Raw genomic sequence first — 14269 nt, forward strand, 5'->3', positions numbered from 1 at the left:
GGAAACACAACGACCCCGAGGACCTGGACCGCAAGCTGGCGGCGCTGCCCGCCAACGCGCCCAAGATCGTCGCCTTCGAATCCGTCTACTCGATGGATGGCGACATCTGCCCGATGGCCGAGATCGTCGAGGTGGCGGAACGCCACGGCGCCATGTCCTATCTCGACGAGGTGCACGCCGTGGGGCTTTACGGTCCGCGCGGCGGCGGCATCGCCGAGGCCCGCGGCCTGGCCGACAGGATCACCCTGATCGAGGGCACGCTGGGCAAGGCCTATGGCTGCATGGGCGGCTATGTCTCGGGCTCGCGGGCGCTCTGCGATTTCATCCGCAGCTTTGCCTCGGGGTTCATCTTCACCACCGCGCTGCCGCCGGCGGTCGCGGCCGCGGCCCAGGCCTCGATCGCGCATCTGAAGATCTCCGACGCCGAGCGCCGGCAGCAACGCCGCCAGGTAGCGCGCCTGCGCGCGGCGCTGGACCGGCACGGCATCCCGCACCTGGCCAATGACAGCCACATCATCCCGGTGATGATCAAGGACCCGGTGAAATGCCGGATGCTGGCGGACATCCTGATGCGCGACTGGGGGATCTACGTGCAGCCGATCAACTATCCGACCGTGCCCAAGGGCACCGAGCGCCTGCGCTTCACCCCGGGACCGCTGCATTCGGACGCCGACATCGACCACCTGGTCGAGGCCCTCACCGTATTGTGGAAGCAATGCGCCATCGCGCATGCCGTCGCGTGAGGGGCTGTTCTCGATTCCCCGAAGATCCGCACTACGTCACTCAAAAGGGAGGAGTACGAATGAAACCACTTGTCATAGCCGCCGCCTTCTGCGCGGTCTCGACCCCCGTGCTTGCGGAAAGCCATGCGACCGGCGATCCCGAGGAAGGGGAAAAGGTCTTTCGCCAGTGCCGCGCCTGCCACATGATCGTCTCTCCCGAGGGCGATGAGATCCAGAAGGGCGGCAAGGTCGGCCCCAACCTCTATGGCGTCGCCGGTCGAACGGCGGGCACCTACGAGGATTTCAACTACTCGGACTCGATGGTCGCCGCTGGAGAGGCGGGGCTGGCCTGGGACGAAGAGCATTTCGTGCCCTACGTCCGCAATGCCACTGATTTCCTCAAGGACTACCTCGACGACAGCTCGGCCCGGGGCAAGATGACCTTCCGCGCCCGCAGCGACGAGGATGCGGCGAACGTCTGGGCCTACCTGGTCTCTGTCGGGCCCGAACCCGAGATGGACGAGGCCAGCGCCGACTGACACGACCCCGAACAGGAAAACGCCGCGCCCCCTGCCCGGGGGCGCGGCGTTTCTTTGGCGCAGGTCAGCGCGCCAGGGCCAGCGGCGTCACCTTGGCACGGGTGCCAAGCGCGCCCTGGGCGACCTCGAAGATGTCGCCGGCGGTCATGGCCGCGTTTGCGTACATCTCGTCCGGGCTGGCCTGTTCGATGATCCTGTCCGGCAGGCAGATGGTGCGGATCGCAAGACCACGGTCCAACAGCCCCATCCAGGCCAGCGCGTGCAGCACCACGGACCCGAACCCGCCCTCGGCGCCCTGTTCGACCGTCACCAGCGCCCTGTGGCCAAGCGCGAGACGGCGCAGCAGGTCGCTGTCCAGCGGCTTGACGAAACGGGCATCGGCCAGGGTGACGGTATGGCCCGCCTCGCGCAGGGCGGCGGCGGCCTCGCGGCATTGCGGCAGATGCGCCCCGCAGGACAGGATCGCGATGTCCTCGCCCTCTTCCAGCACGCGGCCGCGCCCGATCTCCAGCACCTCGCCCCGTTCCGGCAGTGTGACGCCGGTGCCCGCGCCGCGGGGATAGCGAAAGGCGATGGGCCCTTCGTCATGGGCGGCGGCGGTGGCCACCATGTGCATCAGCTCGGCCTCGTCGGCGGCGGCCATGACAGTGAACCCCGGCAGGTTCGACAGGTAGGCCATGTCATAGGCCCCGGCATGGGTGGCGCCATCCGCCCCCACAAGGCCCGCCCGGTCGATGGCAAAGCGCACCGGCAGGTTCTGCAGGGCGACGTCATGCACCACCTGGTCATAGCCGCGCTGCAGGAAGGTCGAGTAGATCGCACAGAAGGGACGCAGCCCGCTGGCCGCCATGCCGGCGGCAAAGGTCACGCCATGCTGTTCGGCGATGCCCACGTCGAAGACCCGGTTCGGAAAGCGCGCCGCCATCTTGGACAGGCCAGTGCCATCGGGCATGGCCGCCGTCACGGCGACGATCCGGTCGTCGCGCGCGGCCTCCTGCGTCAGGGCCGTGCCGAAGACGCTGGTATAGCTGGGCGCGACGCCGGGTTTGGCGGGACTGGCCTGCGGCCCGGTGGCGGGGTCGAACTTGGACACGCCATGCCCGCGGTCGGCGCTGGTCTCGGCGGGAGGATAGCCCTTGCCCTTGACGGTGCAGCAATGGATCAGGACCGGGCCGCGCGCCCGCGCCCGTGCCGCGCGCAGCACCGGCAAGAGCTGGCTCATGTCATGACCGTCGATCGGCCCGACATAGTCGAAGCCCAGTTCCTCGAAAAGCGTGCCGGAGCCGCCCAGCCCGGTCACCAGTTGACGCGCGCGGCGGGCGCCGCTGCGCATCGGTTCGGGCATGGCGGCCTCCATCCCCTCGACCATCGAGCGCATCCGCGCCACCGGCTCGGCGGCGTACATCCGGCTGAGGTAGGACGACATGGCCCCGACCGGGGGCGCGATGCTCATCTCGTTGTCGTTGAGGATCACGAACAGCCGCCGCCCCTCGGCGCCGGCGTTGTTCAGGGCCTCGTAGGCCATGCCGGCACTGATCGCCCCGTCGCCGATCACGGCGATGGCGTCACCCGTGGGCCGGCCCATGTCGCGGCCCACCGCGAACCCCAGCGCCGCGCTGATCGAGGTCGAACTATGCGCCGCGCCAAAGGGATCATGTTCGGATTCCGTGCGCTTGGTGAAGCCGGACAGCCCGTCCTTCTGGCGCAGGGTGCGGATGCGGTCGCGGCGCCCGGTCAGGATCTTGTGCGGATAACACTGGTGGCCCACGTCCCAGATCAGCTTGTCCTTGGGCGTGTCGAAGACCGCGTGGATCGCCACGCTCAGCTCGACCACGCCCAGCGAGGACCCGAGGTGCCCGCCGGTCTGCGACACGGCCGAGATCACTTCGGCCCGCAACTCGTCCGCCAGCGCGGCGAGATCCGTGTCGGGCATCCGGCGCAGGTCCGACGGACCGGCCACCCGGTCAAGAAACGGTGTGTGGGGTTTGTCAGCAAGGGTCATCGCGCGCTCCTGTCGCTGGTCCGGCATGGCGCCACCACGAGAGGGCAAGCGGCGCGGCAGGCCGGACTGAAAGGACCGGGGCGACACCAGGCCGCCCCGCCCCGGGAGTTTACTGGCCGTAGTCCGGCGCCTCAGAGGTCGCCAGTTCGGGCCAGTCGGCAATCACATTGGTGCCCTGCAGGGGCTGCTGATAGCCCTTGTGACAGGTGCGGCAGGCGACCTTGGGTGCGTCACCCGCCACCGGTCCCAGCCGGTCCTCGGCCAGCACCTCGGCCAGCGGCACCAGGTAGTCGTTGTTCAGTTCCAGCACCATCTGGATGCCCAGGCTTTCGGTCGCCCATTGCGGCGTCACCTGCCCGCCGTCGTAGAAGGCGCGGGTGTTGTGACAGAAGGTGCAGTTCACCCCCAGCGAATTGGCGACGTAGTTCATCAGCGCATAGGTGCGTTCCGCGTCCTGGATCGTCGGCACGCCCTCGTCCCCCGGTCGCGCGGCGACGCGGCTTTCCAGGTCGTGCACGCCGATCATGTCACCATCCAGCAGATATTTCTCCAACGCGTCCGTCGGCAACGAGGTGTAGGAGGTGAGCGGCGTCGCCCGGTTCTGCACCGCCGACCAGCCGGCGGCGGCCATGTTGACCTCGCCCATCTTGAACCAGATGTCGCTGGGCACGTTCTGGCCCCGGTGACAGGTCATGCAGGTGACGCCGACCTGCTTGTTGGCGTTCACATGCGCGTCCCAGTTCTCGTTGATGTTGCGGGTCATCTCGATCATCCGGCGCGAGACGACCTTGGTGTAAAGGGTGTCCTCGCCGTAGGTTTCGAGATCGCCGTCGCCGTGGCAATAGGCACAGCCCTGCTCTGGCGCGACCCATCGGGTCATCGCCGCCATCAGCCGGTTGAAGTTGGCGTCGGTCAGATCGCCCAGAACCTGGACGTTCTGGTAGATGTCGCCCGCCAGCTCCTCGCCCTCTTCGGGCACATAGGGCGGGTCATCGAACAGCTCGGCAATGGCCGGGTCGGGCACGGCGAGGTCGGAAACGAACTCGGGCACCGACATGCCGTTGCCGCGCGGGCCGGTTTGCAGGCTGTCGGTCTTGTAGGGCTGGCCCAGCGCCATCACGGCAACCACGGCCAGCACCACCGCCCCGGCCACGCCGGTCAGGATCGCCGGGCGTTCGATATCGGCGGGGTGCTCGCGGTTCCATTTGTCAAACCATTTGAACATCGCGCTCACTCCCGTCCGATGAAGGCTTCGTAGGTCCCGTAGGCCTCGTAGCCATAGCTGCCGTCATACATCGGCGCGAAATGGTGTTCCTGCGCCCAGATGAACCAGTTGTCGACGACCGTTCCCGTCAGCAGGATGCCGATGCCGCCGGTGATCGGGGTCAGCACCGCGAACCACCAGGCCCAGCGGTGAATGCCCTCCATCGTCGCGTTGAACCCCATCGTCCAGCGCCAGAACAGTGCCGCCCGTTCCGAGGCCGTACCCCGGTCGACGATCTGTTCCAGCTCGCGGTCGCCGCCGAACCGGCTGACCGCCAGGATCGTGGCACCATGCATCGCGAAGAGCAGCACCGACCCGTAAAGGAAGACGATCGAGAGACAGTGGAACGGATTGTAGTAGAGGTTGCCGTAGCGGATGCTGAACGCGGTGGTCCAGTCGAGGTGCGGGAAGATCCCGTAGGGCACCGCCTCGGACCAGGATCCCATCAGGATCGGCCGGAACAGGCCCAGCACCAGGAACAGCCAGATCGCGCTGGCAAAGGCCCAGGCGACATGTTTGCCCATCTTGTGCTGTTCGGCCAGCAGGTAGGTGCGCAGCCACCAGGTACAGACCGCCACCAGCAGGAACAGCGAGGCGATGATGTACCAGCCGCCGTCGTTCAGCGGCGGGATGGTCAGCCCGTATTCCGGGCTGGGCGGTTCCAGCGCCAGCCAGAAACCCTGGCGCAGGAACTCGGGGATCGACCAGCCGACCTGCGCCAGCATGTTGAGCCCGATGATGAAGATCGCCAGCGCCCCGGTGGCCAGGCTGATCATCCCGGTCCAGCCCAGGTAGATCGGCCCCAGCTGGGCGTTGCCCACCCAGCCGACGAGGCGGCTGAACCCCGGGGTGACGATACGTTCCGAGGCAAGGTCGTTGTCCATGCCCCATTCGGCCGGTCCTTCGACCTGAACCTGGGTGAAGATGTTCTGATATTCGCTCATGATCACATTCCCGCCTGAGAGGGCCAGATCGGCAGATCGAGCCACCAGTTCCACCATTCCGGCCAGCCGCTGGTCCAGACCGGTCCCGAGATGATGATGCAGACCGCCGAGAAGAAGACCGCGTTGATGGCCAGCAGGAAACCCAGCCGGTGAATGCCCAGCGTGCCGATCGAGTAGCCGATGAAGTCACGGAAGAAGCTGTCTTCGTGATCCGGCGTCTTCATCTCCTCTCCCTTCTCGGGATTGGCCGCCGAGAGGATCAGCCCGCCATGCAACGCCAGCGCGAGGGTGGTGCCAAAGAACAGGCTGACCGCCAGCATGTGCGCGGGATTGTAATGGAAATGCAGGTAGGCGTAGCCGGTGTTGCTGACCCAGTCGAGGTGACTGAAGATGCCATAGGGAAAGCCGTGCCCCCAGGCGCCCATCAGCACCGGGCGAAAGATCACCAGCGTGACATAGGCCAGGATGGCAAAGCTGAAGGCGAAGGGCACATGATAGCCCATCCCCAGCTTGCGGCAGATCTCGACCTCGCGCAGGGCCCAGCTGATGAAGGCGCCGGTGGCGCAGATCGTTATGATCTGCCACAGCCCCCCTTCCATCAGGGGCGCGGCCCCCAGCCCGTAGGACAGGTCGGGCGGCGCGATGTTTATGAGCCAGGGGTTGAACGTGCCCTGGTGGGCCGCCCCCCAGAAGATCAGGATGGTGCCGAGGGCCGCAAAGAAGGCGGTCGTGACACCGAAGAAGCCGACGTAGAAGGGGCCGACCCAGAAATCGAAGAGATCCCCGCCGATCAGCGTCCCCCCGCGGACGCGGTACTTTTTCTCGAAGCTGAGCAACGCCATCGTATTTCCCCGCTTTTGGCGGCCCGTTCGATCAGATCTCAAGCCGTCGTTAAGGTGTGAGGTGTGCGTTCGCTGCGGGCGGGCCGGCCGCCCGCAACGCTTTCATGGGACGATTGTCCCCTGGTCACTCATCGGCCGCGGCACGCGATGCGGCCGCGTTCTCGAACCAGTTGACGCCGTTCGACAGAACCACCAGGTGGATCATGACGGCCAACAGGAACAGGAAGACGCCTTGCGCGACGAACACGCGGCGAGGATCGAAGATGAGCCAGATCTTGTAGAACTTGGACACGTCCATATCCTTTCCTAGAACCAGGGGGCCCAGATGTAGGTTGCCAGGTGGGCAACCACTGCGACCGCCGCGAACAGCCAGAGGCCGCTCATGTAGACGGAATGCAGTTCCTGGGCCTGCTCGTCGGTGAGACCTGTGAAGGACAGGTCGTTTTGATCAGCCATAAACTTTCCTCCGGAACGCTATGCTGACGCCGCGAACCCCGCGGCCGGGTCCCTTGGGGCCTTCACGGTCCCTCAGGGGGTCTGTCCGCCCGTGACGGGCGGTCAGGTCGGGTCTCGGTGGCGGCCCCCCGGGGAGGTCAGACCGAGAAGATCATCGGCGTGATTCGGTCCGCCTCGCGCCAGGCGCGGGCCAGCGGGCCATGCAGGTTCAGCGACCTCTGGCGGATCACCGCCCGCGCCCAGCCGATCGTTTCCGAGGGCAACGCAAGCAGGAAGATCAGGGTGAAATAGACGTGGAACTCGGCCCGGCGCCGGCGCCGGACATGCGTCTGTCCCAGGCTGCTGGATGTGACGTCGGTCATCGGTCAGTCCTCCTCTTGGATTGGGCCGGCAAGGCCGGAAACTCTCTCGACGGCGGCGAGGGCCACGCGCTCGGCGCCCGCGCGCTGCGCGTCCTCCTCCGCGGCATCGCGCAGCGTCTTGGCCGCGGAAATGCGTGTCAGTACCGGATGCGCGGCGACCAGGCGGTCCAGCGCGCGGCTGGCGTCCTCGTCCCAGGGCAGGTTCCGGCGCAGCGGTGTCGGTGTCGCCTGTGCGGCGTCCATCTCGGAGCCCAGCGGCAGGATGTGGAACAGCGCGTCGAACAGCCCGTTGCAGACCTCCTGCAGCAGGTAGGTGGCCCCGGCGTAGCCCATCATCGGCGTGCCGGTGGCGCGGCGGATCGCGGCGCCGGGAAAGCTGGCCGGGATGAAAGCGGGGCTGGGTCCGTGACCGGATTTCAGCTCTGCCAGGTACATCTTCTCGTTGATCGACCCCAGCAGCACCAGGGGCCGGTCGCGGGCGATCATGGCGCGGATCGCGTCGTTGTCGGTCTTTTTCCCCGCGCAGCGCGAAACGGCGAAGGCACAAGGCAGGCCCAGGTCGCACTCCAGGTACTGGCGGATGCCGCGGGCATAGGTTTCGCCGGCGACGATGCCGAAATTCGCGGTGGCAAAGAAATCCTGCGTGACCGACCGCCAGAGATCCCAGACCGGCTTGATGGTCGAATGTTTCTCGCGCTCGATGAAGGGTTCGGGGTCCAGCCCCAGCAGTTCGCCCAGCGAGCGCAGGAACAGCGTCGTGCTCTCGACCCCGATGGGGGCCTGCAGGTAGGGCTTGCCCAGCACCTCGGCCAGGCCGCGCCCGTATTCGCGGTACATCACCACGTTGACGTCGGAATTCACAAGGTTGCGCATCTCGGCCAGGTGGGCGCCCAGAGGCAGCACCATGTTGACTTCGGCGCCGATCCCCTCGACCAGGCGGCGGATCTCGGCCAGGTCGCTGGGCATGTTGAAGGCGCCGTACATGGGGCCAAGGATATTGACCCGGGGTGCCGCCCCTTCCTCGCGCTTTTTCTCCTTGGGCATCCGGCCTTTGGTCATGCCGAATTCGGTGAACAGCCAGGTCATCGCCCGGTCGGCGGCCTGCCACTGGTCCTCGTCGATGGTGCGCGGAAGAAAGCGCTGAATGTTGGTGCCCTGCGGGGTCACGCCGCCGCCGATCATCTCGGCGATGGAGCCGGTGACGACCACCGCGGGCAAGGCCGGGTCCAGCGTGCCCCAGGCGCGTTTCATCGCGCCCTCGGTGCCGTCGCGGCCCAGTTCCTCTTCGCCCAGCCCGCTGACCACGATGGGCAGTTCATGCGGCGGCAGCGCGTCGGTATAGTGCAGGACGGACGTGACGGGCAGGTTCTCGCAGCCCACGGGGCCGTCGATGATGACCTGCAGACCCTTGACGGCGCAGAAGGCATAGACCGCGCCCCAGTACCCCCCGGCCCTGTCGTGATCCTGGATCAGCACGGGGCACCTCCCCGACTGGCAAAAGGGCGTTCAAGCGGCCGGATATGAAAGGTCACCCCCCTCATATCATCTGCTCCGCCTTGGCGGCGCGGGCCTTCTTTTCCAGTTTCTTGAGGTTCAGCGCGCGGAAGTCCGGGCGCAGATTGGGCGCGCCCTCCCAGACACCGGCGGTATCGCCCTCGCCGACACCTTCGAAAAAGGCCTTCATCCGGTCCATGCTGGGCTTGTTGCCGATGGCCGCGTTCACGACCTCGGCCAGGCTGCCCGCCCCCGCCGGTCCCATCAGGGGCCGGGCCGAAATCAGGTTGGTGAAGTACAGCGCGGGAATGCCCAGCGCCTTGGCCTTTTGCACCACCGGCGTCGTACCGATGGCGAGGTCCGGGCGCAGCCCTTCCATCGCGGCCAGGTCGTTCTCCAGCGAGGCGCGGAACGTCACCGTCACGCCCCGGGCGCGCAGCCATTCGGCATCCGCCGCGGACCAGGGGGATTTCGCGCAGGCGGTCCCGACATAGGGCACCTCGGCGCCGCTTTCGATCAGCAGGCGCGCCACCAGGAGCTCGCTGCCCTCGTAGCCCGACAGCGTGATCCGCCCCTTGACCGGGGCCGCCTCCAGCGCCCCCCGGATGGCGGGCAAAAAGGCATTCTGCGCGTCGGCCACCCTGTCCGTTGACAGGCCAAAGGCCTCGCCGATGCTGGCCAGCCAGGCGGCCGTGCCGTCATGGCCCACGGGCGCGCTGCCCACGATCGGGCGACCGGCGGCCTGGAACTCGCGCACGGCGGCGGTATAGAAAGGATGGATGGCAGCCACGGCGCCGCAGTCCAGCGCCGCATACAGCTCGCGCCACTCTCGGCAAGGCACCACGGGCCCGGCGGCCAGTCCCATCGGCGCCAGCATCGCGCCGATCATCATCGGATCGGCGGGAAACATCTCTCCCAGCAGGGTCACGGTGGGCAGGTCGGACACGCCACCCTCGGGCGCGGCCACCGGCCCGGCCTCGACCTCGCGGCGGGCATAGTTCAGCATGGCGCCCGCCAGCACGTCCTTGGCCTCGGCATGGGTGGGAATGCCGAAGCCCGGCACGTCAATGCCCACGATGCGCACGCCGTCGATTTCGTCCGGAAGTAGCCGCAACGGCACGCCGGAGGCGGTGGGCACACAGAGGTTCGTCACCACGATGGCATCGAAACGGTCCGGATCGGCCAGCTTGTGTACTGCCTCGCGGATGTCCTCGAACAGCTTGCCGGTCACCAGGCTTTCGGAATCGAAGGGGACGTAGCCCACCGACCGCCGCGCCCCGTAGAAATGCGAAACGAAGGTCAGCCCGTAAACACAGCAGGCCGACCCCGACAGGACCGTGGCCACCCGTTTCATCCGCAGACCCACGCGCAAGGAACCGAAGGCCGGGCACATGCTTTGCGGCTTGTCATGGGGGCCTTGCGGGTAGTCGCGGGCGTATTGATCCAACAGGTCGCTTTGACCGGCGCTGCGCGCGGCCCGGTCCAGGTCGGCGGCGGAATGGCATCCGTCGCCCCCCGGGCTGGCCAGATCAGGCGTCGTCATAGATCACCTCCAGCGACTCCTGCGGCTTGGCGTTCTTGCCGCGCATGTCGGCATCGGTGGCGGGGACCAGCGTCACGCCCGCCCCGGTGTCCGAACCGTCGAAAAGCGCCAGCAAAGCGTCCTGGTCCAGCGGCGCGGGCCGCACCGGCGGTGCGTCCGAGACGGCCTGTGACAGGCCGGCGAAGAGCTCGCCCCATTGGCTTTGTGCCGTGCCGACGATCTGGTAGTTTGCGGATTTCTTGCGCAGGTCGTCGTCCTGCGGGATCGCCGCCAGGATCGGGATGTCCACCGCCTTGGCAAAGGCCTGCGCCTCACCGGAATGGTCGTCCTTGTTGACCACCAGCCCCGCCACGCCGACGTTGCCGCCCAGTTTGCGGAAGTATTCCACCGCCGAGCAGACATTGTTGGCGACATAAAGCGATTGCAGGTCGTTCGAGGCGACAAGGATCACCTTTTGCGCCATGTCCCGCGCGATCGGCAGGCCGAAGCCGCCACAGACGACATCGCCCAGGAAATCCAGCAGGACATAGTCGAAGTCCCAGTCGTGGAACCCCAGTTTTTCCAGCAGTTCGAACCCGTGGATGATGCCGCGTCCGCCACAGCCGCGCCCCACCTCGGGGCCGCCCAGTTCCATCGCGAAGACACCGCCGCGCTTGAAACAGACATCGCCGATCTGAACCTCTTCGCCGGCCAGCTTCTTCTTTGTCGAAGTCTCGATGATCGTCGGGCAGGCCTTGCCGCCAAAGAGCAGAGAGGTCGTGTCCGATTTCGGATCGCAGCCGATCAGCAGCACGCGCTTGCCCTGTTCGGCCATCATGTGACTGAGATTGGCCAGGGTGAAGGATTTTCCGATGCCGCCCTTGCCGTAGATCGCGATGATCTGGGTCTTGCTGGTCGGTTCCTCGGTGATCAGGTCGGCCAGGTCTTCCTGCGCCTCGTCGCGCAGCCTCTGGTCGAAGGTCTTGAGGTCGGGCACGTCGGTCTCGGTGTGTTTCTGCACGTCGTCCTTCACGCTGCTTCCTTCCAGTTGAGTATCATTTTCAGGCAGGCCGGGTCCTCGAAGGCGGTCCGGTAGGCCCCGGCGGCCCGCTCGGCCGGCACCGCATGAGAGATCAGCCCGGCCAGCGACAGCGCGCCGCTGTCCACGAGGGCGCGCACGGCGGCAAGGTCCTCGTGCTGCCATTCCGCGGCGACCCGCAGGCGGGCCTCGCGCATGAAGGCGGGCGGAAAGGCAAAGCGCAGGCCGTCAGGATAGAACCCGGCCAGGACGATCTCGCCGCCCTTCGCAAGGCGTCCGATCAGGTCGTCGAGTATCGCGGCATTGCCGGAAGCGTCGTAGATCGCGCCATAGTCGCGGCGCGGATCCTCCTCGGGCGCGATGACGTCGTAGCCCTCGCCCCCTTGGCGACGGTCCGGCGCACGTTCCCAGACGGTGGGCGCCGGGGCGCCCGCAGCCACGGTCAGGCGCGCCAGCAGGCGGCCCAGGACCCCGTGGCCGACGATCAGCTCGGGCATCCGCTTTTCCAGGCCCGCCATCGCGTGGCGGGCGGTGGCGGCAAGGGCCAGCAAGGCGCCTTCGGCCCCCAGTGCGGCGTCGATGCGCGTGACCCGCGCGGCCTCCGTGACCAGCACGCCCGCCGCCCCGCCGAAGAGGCCATAGGCTCCGTCGAAACAATCGGCCCCGGGCACGAAGACCCGGTCGCCGGGGCGAAAGCCGGTTCCGGACGCGGCCTCGACCACCTCTCCGGCGGCCTCGTAGCCGGGCACCAGCGGATAGCCCATACCCGGAAAGGGCGGCATGGCGCCGGACCAGAACAGTTTTTCGGTGCCGGTAGAGATGCCGGAATGCGCGATCTCGACCACGATGTCGCCCGCGCCGGGCGCCTTGAGATCGAGCTGTTCCAAGGACAGATCCCCCGGACCATTCAGAAGGACAGCGCGTGTCTGCATGTTCGCCCCTCCCCCTTTTTTTCGTCCGCGCGGCGGGCGTCGCCGTCGCGGTCGATTTCACATGTCAGGATAACACGACACGCACATGTGTCAATTAAACTTTACATATATCGCTGTCTGGACGCCGTGCCACCAGGACAGTGGTGATGAAGGGGCGCGCTGTGTACGGCCCTTCGATCCCGACGAATCCGGCCTCCTTGCACAGGGCGGCAATGCGGCGGGCAGAACGAACCCGCCCGGTGCCCATCGACATGGTGTAAAAGGAAAAATAGACGTCCGTCGCCCGATCCGGCCGCGCACCACCCGACATCGGCTCTGATACGATCAGGCGCCCGCCGGGCGGCAGGGCCTCCAGCACGGAGGCCAGCAAGGCGCGCACGGTCGTGTCGTCGTGATCGTAAAGCACCCGCACCAAGGAAATGGCATCCGCCCCCCGGGGCAGCGCGTTCTCGCGGAAACTGCCGGGCGCCAGGGCGACTCGGTCCGCCAGACCGGCGCGGGCCAGCTCCTCCTCCGCCAGCGGCATGACCCCCGGCAGATCGAACAGCACCCCCTGCAAACCGCGATGGCGCCGCAGGGCTTCTGTCAGGAACACCCCGGCCCCGCCGCCCACATCCATCAGCCGCGTGACAGCCTTCAGCGAAACCAACCGCAGGGTGTCCTGCGCCACCAGCCGCTGCGAGCGGGCCATGAGATCGGAATAGCGGGCCGAGACCTCGGGCGGGATGTCCCCGGTCTGGCCAAGGACATAGGGCCAGAAACGCGCCATCTGCGTCTCCGCCTCTCCGCGCAAGAGCGCCACCGGGTCGGCCATATCGGCATAAAAGGCGCAGTTGTGACGGATCATCCCGGTCAGGCCGGGAACGCCAAGAATCGCGGCGCCCTTGCGCGACAGGCCATAGGCTGCGCCCCGCCGCCGCCGCAACAGGCCCAGCGCCGCGCCCGCCTGCAGCAGCGCCGCCATGCGATCCGGTGCAATGCCGGTTTCGGCCCCCAGCACGTCGGGCGGTTCGGCCCCGCCTAGCAGGCGCTCCAGCAGGCCAAGCTCGACCAGGGCGGCAAGCACCTGGGCCGAGACGAAGCCCTGCAATATGTCGAAGATCTCTGCCCCGTCACGTCGGGCAAGACGGGCGCCGAAGGGCAGCCGCGCCGCCCAGTCCTGCACGCCGGGGCGCGCCACCAGCCGCGCCAGCCAGCCGCCGCGACGCCTGCGGCGCGGGCCGGGCTGGTCGGCGGAGGCCACCACCGTCTCAGGCCCGGTAGCGCGCGGGCACGGCCGGCATGATCTTGTCCGCCTGGTGGCTGACCATCTGCGCCAGCATGGCCTCCCCCGGGCAGGAGGGGATCGAGGCGATGGCCGCCGCAAGGATCTTGGACAGGTGATCGACCGCCCCGCCGATGCCCATTTCGCAGACCGCGTTGGGCCGACCGTGCAGGTCATCCTGGCCCACAGGCTTGCCCAGCGACTCTTCGTCCAGCAGGGCATCGCGCAGGTCGTCGGCCACCTGGAAGGCCTCACCGATGAGGGCGCCGAGGTCCAGCCACTCCTCGGGGGCATGGCCCGCAGCGATGGCGCCCATTTCGGTCGCCGCGATAAACAACGCCGCCGTCTTGGAGCGGTGATAGGCGCCAAGGTCGATCTCTGCCTCGCTTTCCCAACCCTGTCCGGCGCAGATGCCGCCGGGCATCCCCGTGCGCCGGCTGAGCGCCAGGAGCAGCTGCGCGCCCCGGTCCGGATGATCGACCGTCGCCCGCGCCAGCACGTCGAAGGCCAGGATGATGAGGCTGTCGCCGGTCAGCACCGCCAGCGGCTCGGAATAGGCGCGATGCACCGACGGTTTGCCGCGCCGCAGGTCCGCGTCGTCGAAACAGGGCAGATCGTCATGCACCAGGCTGGCGCAATGGATCAGCTCCAGTGCGGCAGCGGCGGCATCGGCCAGCGCGGGCCGGTCATCGCCACAGGATGCCGCCACCGACAAGAGGATCGTCGGGCGGATGCGTGCGCCACCGGGCTGGGTGGCATACGGCAGGGCAGAGGCCAGTTTCGCCGGGGCCGATCCCCCTTGCGACAGCGCCAGCGCCCGGGCAATCGCCCTTTCGATCCGTGCGGTCATGGGCATGGGGCACCTCCACCATGTAATTTTGAAATTA

At 67.4% G+C, this 14269-nt stretch carries 15 protein-coding genes; 2 read left to right on the top strand and 13 right to left on the bottom strand.

The annotated features are described in order from the left end of the window. Together hemA and BLQ71_RS23035 are read left to right on the top strand one after the other, a co-directional pair. The coding region (hemA, locus tag BLQ71_RS23030) for a 5-aminolevulinate synthase (protein ID WP_074623403.1) at positions 1 to 743 on the top strand (743 nt) is incomplete at its 5' end. A gap of 59 nt (positions 744 to 802) precedes the next feature. Then, positions 803 to 1261 carry a c-type cytochrome gene (locus BLQ71_RS23035; RefSeq protein WP_043145773.1) on the top strand — a complete coding sequence of 153 codons (459 nt, stop codon included), beginning with the start codon at positions 803 to 805 and terminating at the stop codon, positions 1259 to 1261. A 64-nt stretch (positions 1262 to 1325) separates the two neighbouring features. Here the strand turns inward: BLQ71_RS23035 and dxs are convergent, their stop codons facing one another. The 13 genes from dxs to BLQ71_RS23100 form a co-directional block, all read right to left on the bottom strand. Further along, positions 1326 to 3263 carry a 1-deoxy-D-xylulose-5-phosphate synthase gene (gene dxs, locus BLQ71_RS23040; protein WP_074623404.1) on the bottom strand — a complete coding sequence of 646 codons (1938 nt, stop codon included), beginning with the start codon at positions 3261 to 3263 and terminating at the stop codon, positions 1326 to 1328. Between the two features lie 109 nt (positions 3264 to 3372). Beyond that, a complete protein-coding gene (pufC, locus tag BLQ71_RS23045) occupies positions 3373 to 4488 on the bottom strand; it encodes a photosynthetic reaction center cytochrome PufC (RefSeq protein WP_074623405.1) in 1116 nt (371 codons plus the stop codon). Positions 4489 to 4493: 5 nt separating this feature from the next. Next, on the bottom strand, positions 4494 to 5471 hold the full coding sequence (pufM, locus tag BLQ71_RS23050; RefSeq protein WP_175459258.1) for a photosynthetic reaction center subunit M: 978 nt from the start codon (positions 5469 to 5471) through the stop codon (positions 4494 to 4496). 2 nt (positions 5472 to 5473) lie between these two features. Continuing rightward, positions 5474 to 6313, bottom strand: coding sequence for a photosynthetic reaction center subunit L (gene pufL, locus BLQ71_RS23055; protein ID WP_043145769.1), 840 nt, complete (start codon positions 6311 to 6313; stop codon positions 5474 to 5476). A 124-nt stretch (positions 6314 to 6437) separates the two neighbouring features. Then, entirely contained in the window at positions 6438 to 6605 is a 168-nt protein-coding gene (pufA, locus tag BLQ71_RS23060) for a light-harvesting antenna LH1, alpha subunit (protein ID WP_043145809.1), read from the bottom strand. A 14-nt stretch (positions 6606 to 6619) separates the two neighbouring features. Beyond that, positions 6620 to 6769 (bottom strand): light-harvesting antenna LH1, beta subunit, encoded by a 150-nt coding sequence (gene pufB, locus BLQ71_RS23065; protein WP_043145768.1) that lies wholly within the window; start codon positions 6767 to 6769, stop codon positions 6620 to 6622. A gap of 137 nt (positions 6770 to 6906) precedes the next feature. Then, positions 6907 to 7131, bottom strand: coding sequence for a cytochrome PufQ (gene pufQ / locus BLQ71_RS23070; RefSeq protein WP_043145765.1), 225 nt, complete (start codon positions 7129 to 7131; stop codon positions 6907 to 6909). 3 nt (positions 7132 to 7134) lie between these two features. After that, the gene (bchZ, locus tag BLQ71_RS23075) at positions 7135 to 8607 is read right to left on the bottom strand and encodes a chlorophyllide a reductase subunit Z (protein ID WP_074623407.1); all 1473 of its coding nucleotides are present in this window, start codon (positions 8605 to 8607) and stop codon (positions 7135 to 7137) included. A 61-nt stretch (positions 8608 to 8668) separates the two neighbouring features. Continuing rightward, positions 8669 to 10168 (bottom strand): chlorophyllide a reductase subunit Y, encoded by a 1500-nt coding sequence (gene bchY, locus BLQ71_RS23080; RefSeq protein ID WP_074623408.1) that lies wholly within the window; start codon positions 10166 to 10168, stop codon positions 8669 to 8671. Beyond that, entirely contained in the window at positions 10155 to 11180 is a 1026-nt protein-coding gene (locus BLQ71_RS23085) for a chlorophyllide a reductase iron protein subunit X (RefSeq protein WP_229754843.1), read from the bottom strand. The genes bchY and BLQ71_RS23085 overlap by 14 nt, the downstream gene beginning before the upstream one ends. Continuing rightward, entirely contained in the window at positions 11177 to 12118 is a 942-nt protein-coding gene (gene bchC, locus BLQ71_RS23090; RefSeq protein WP_074623409.1) for a chlorophyll synthesis pathway protein BchC, read from the bottom strand. Before bchC ends, BLQ71_RS23085 begins: the two co-directional genes overlap by 4 nt. Before the next feature lie 94 nt (positions 12119 to 12212). Beyond that, on the bottom strand, positions 12213 to 13364 hold the full coding sequence (locus tag BLQ71_RS23095; protein ID WP_373286033.1) for a methyltransferase: 1152 nt from the start codon (positions 13362 to 13364) through the stop codon (positions 12213 to 12215). 4 nt (positions 13365 to 13368) lie between these two features. Further along, the gene (locus BLQ71_RS23100; RefSeq protein ID WP_082024762.1) at positions 13369 to 14238 is read right to left on the bottom strand and encodes a polyprenyl synthetase family protein; all 870 of its coding nucleotides are present in this window, start codon (positions 14236 to 14238) and stop codon (positions 13369 to 13371) included. Between the last annotated feature and the right edge of the window lie 31 nt (positions 14239 to 14269).

This window comes from Antarctobacter albus (assembly GCF_900101505.1).
In the GTDB taxonomy this organism is placed as follows: Bacteria; Pseudomonadota; Alphaproteobacteria; order Rhodobacterales; family Rhodobacteraceae; genus Antarctobacter; species Antarctobacter albus.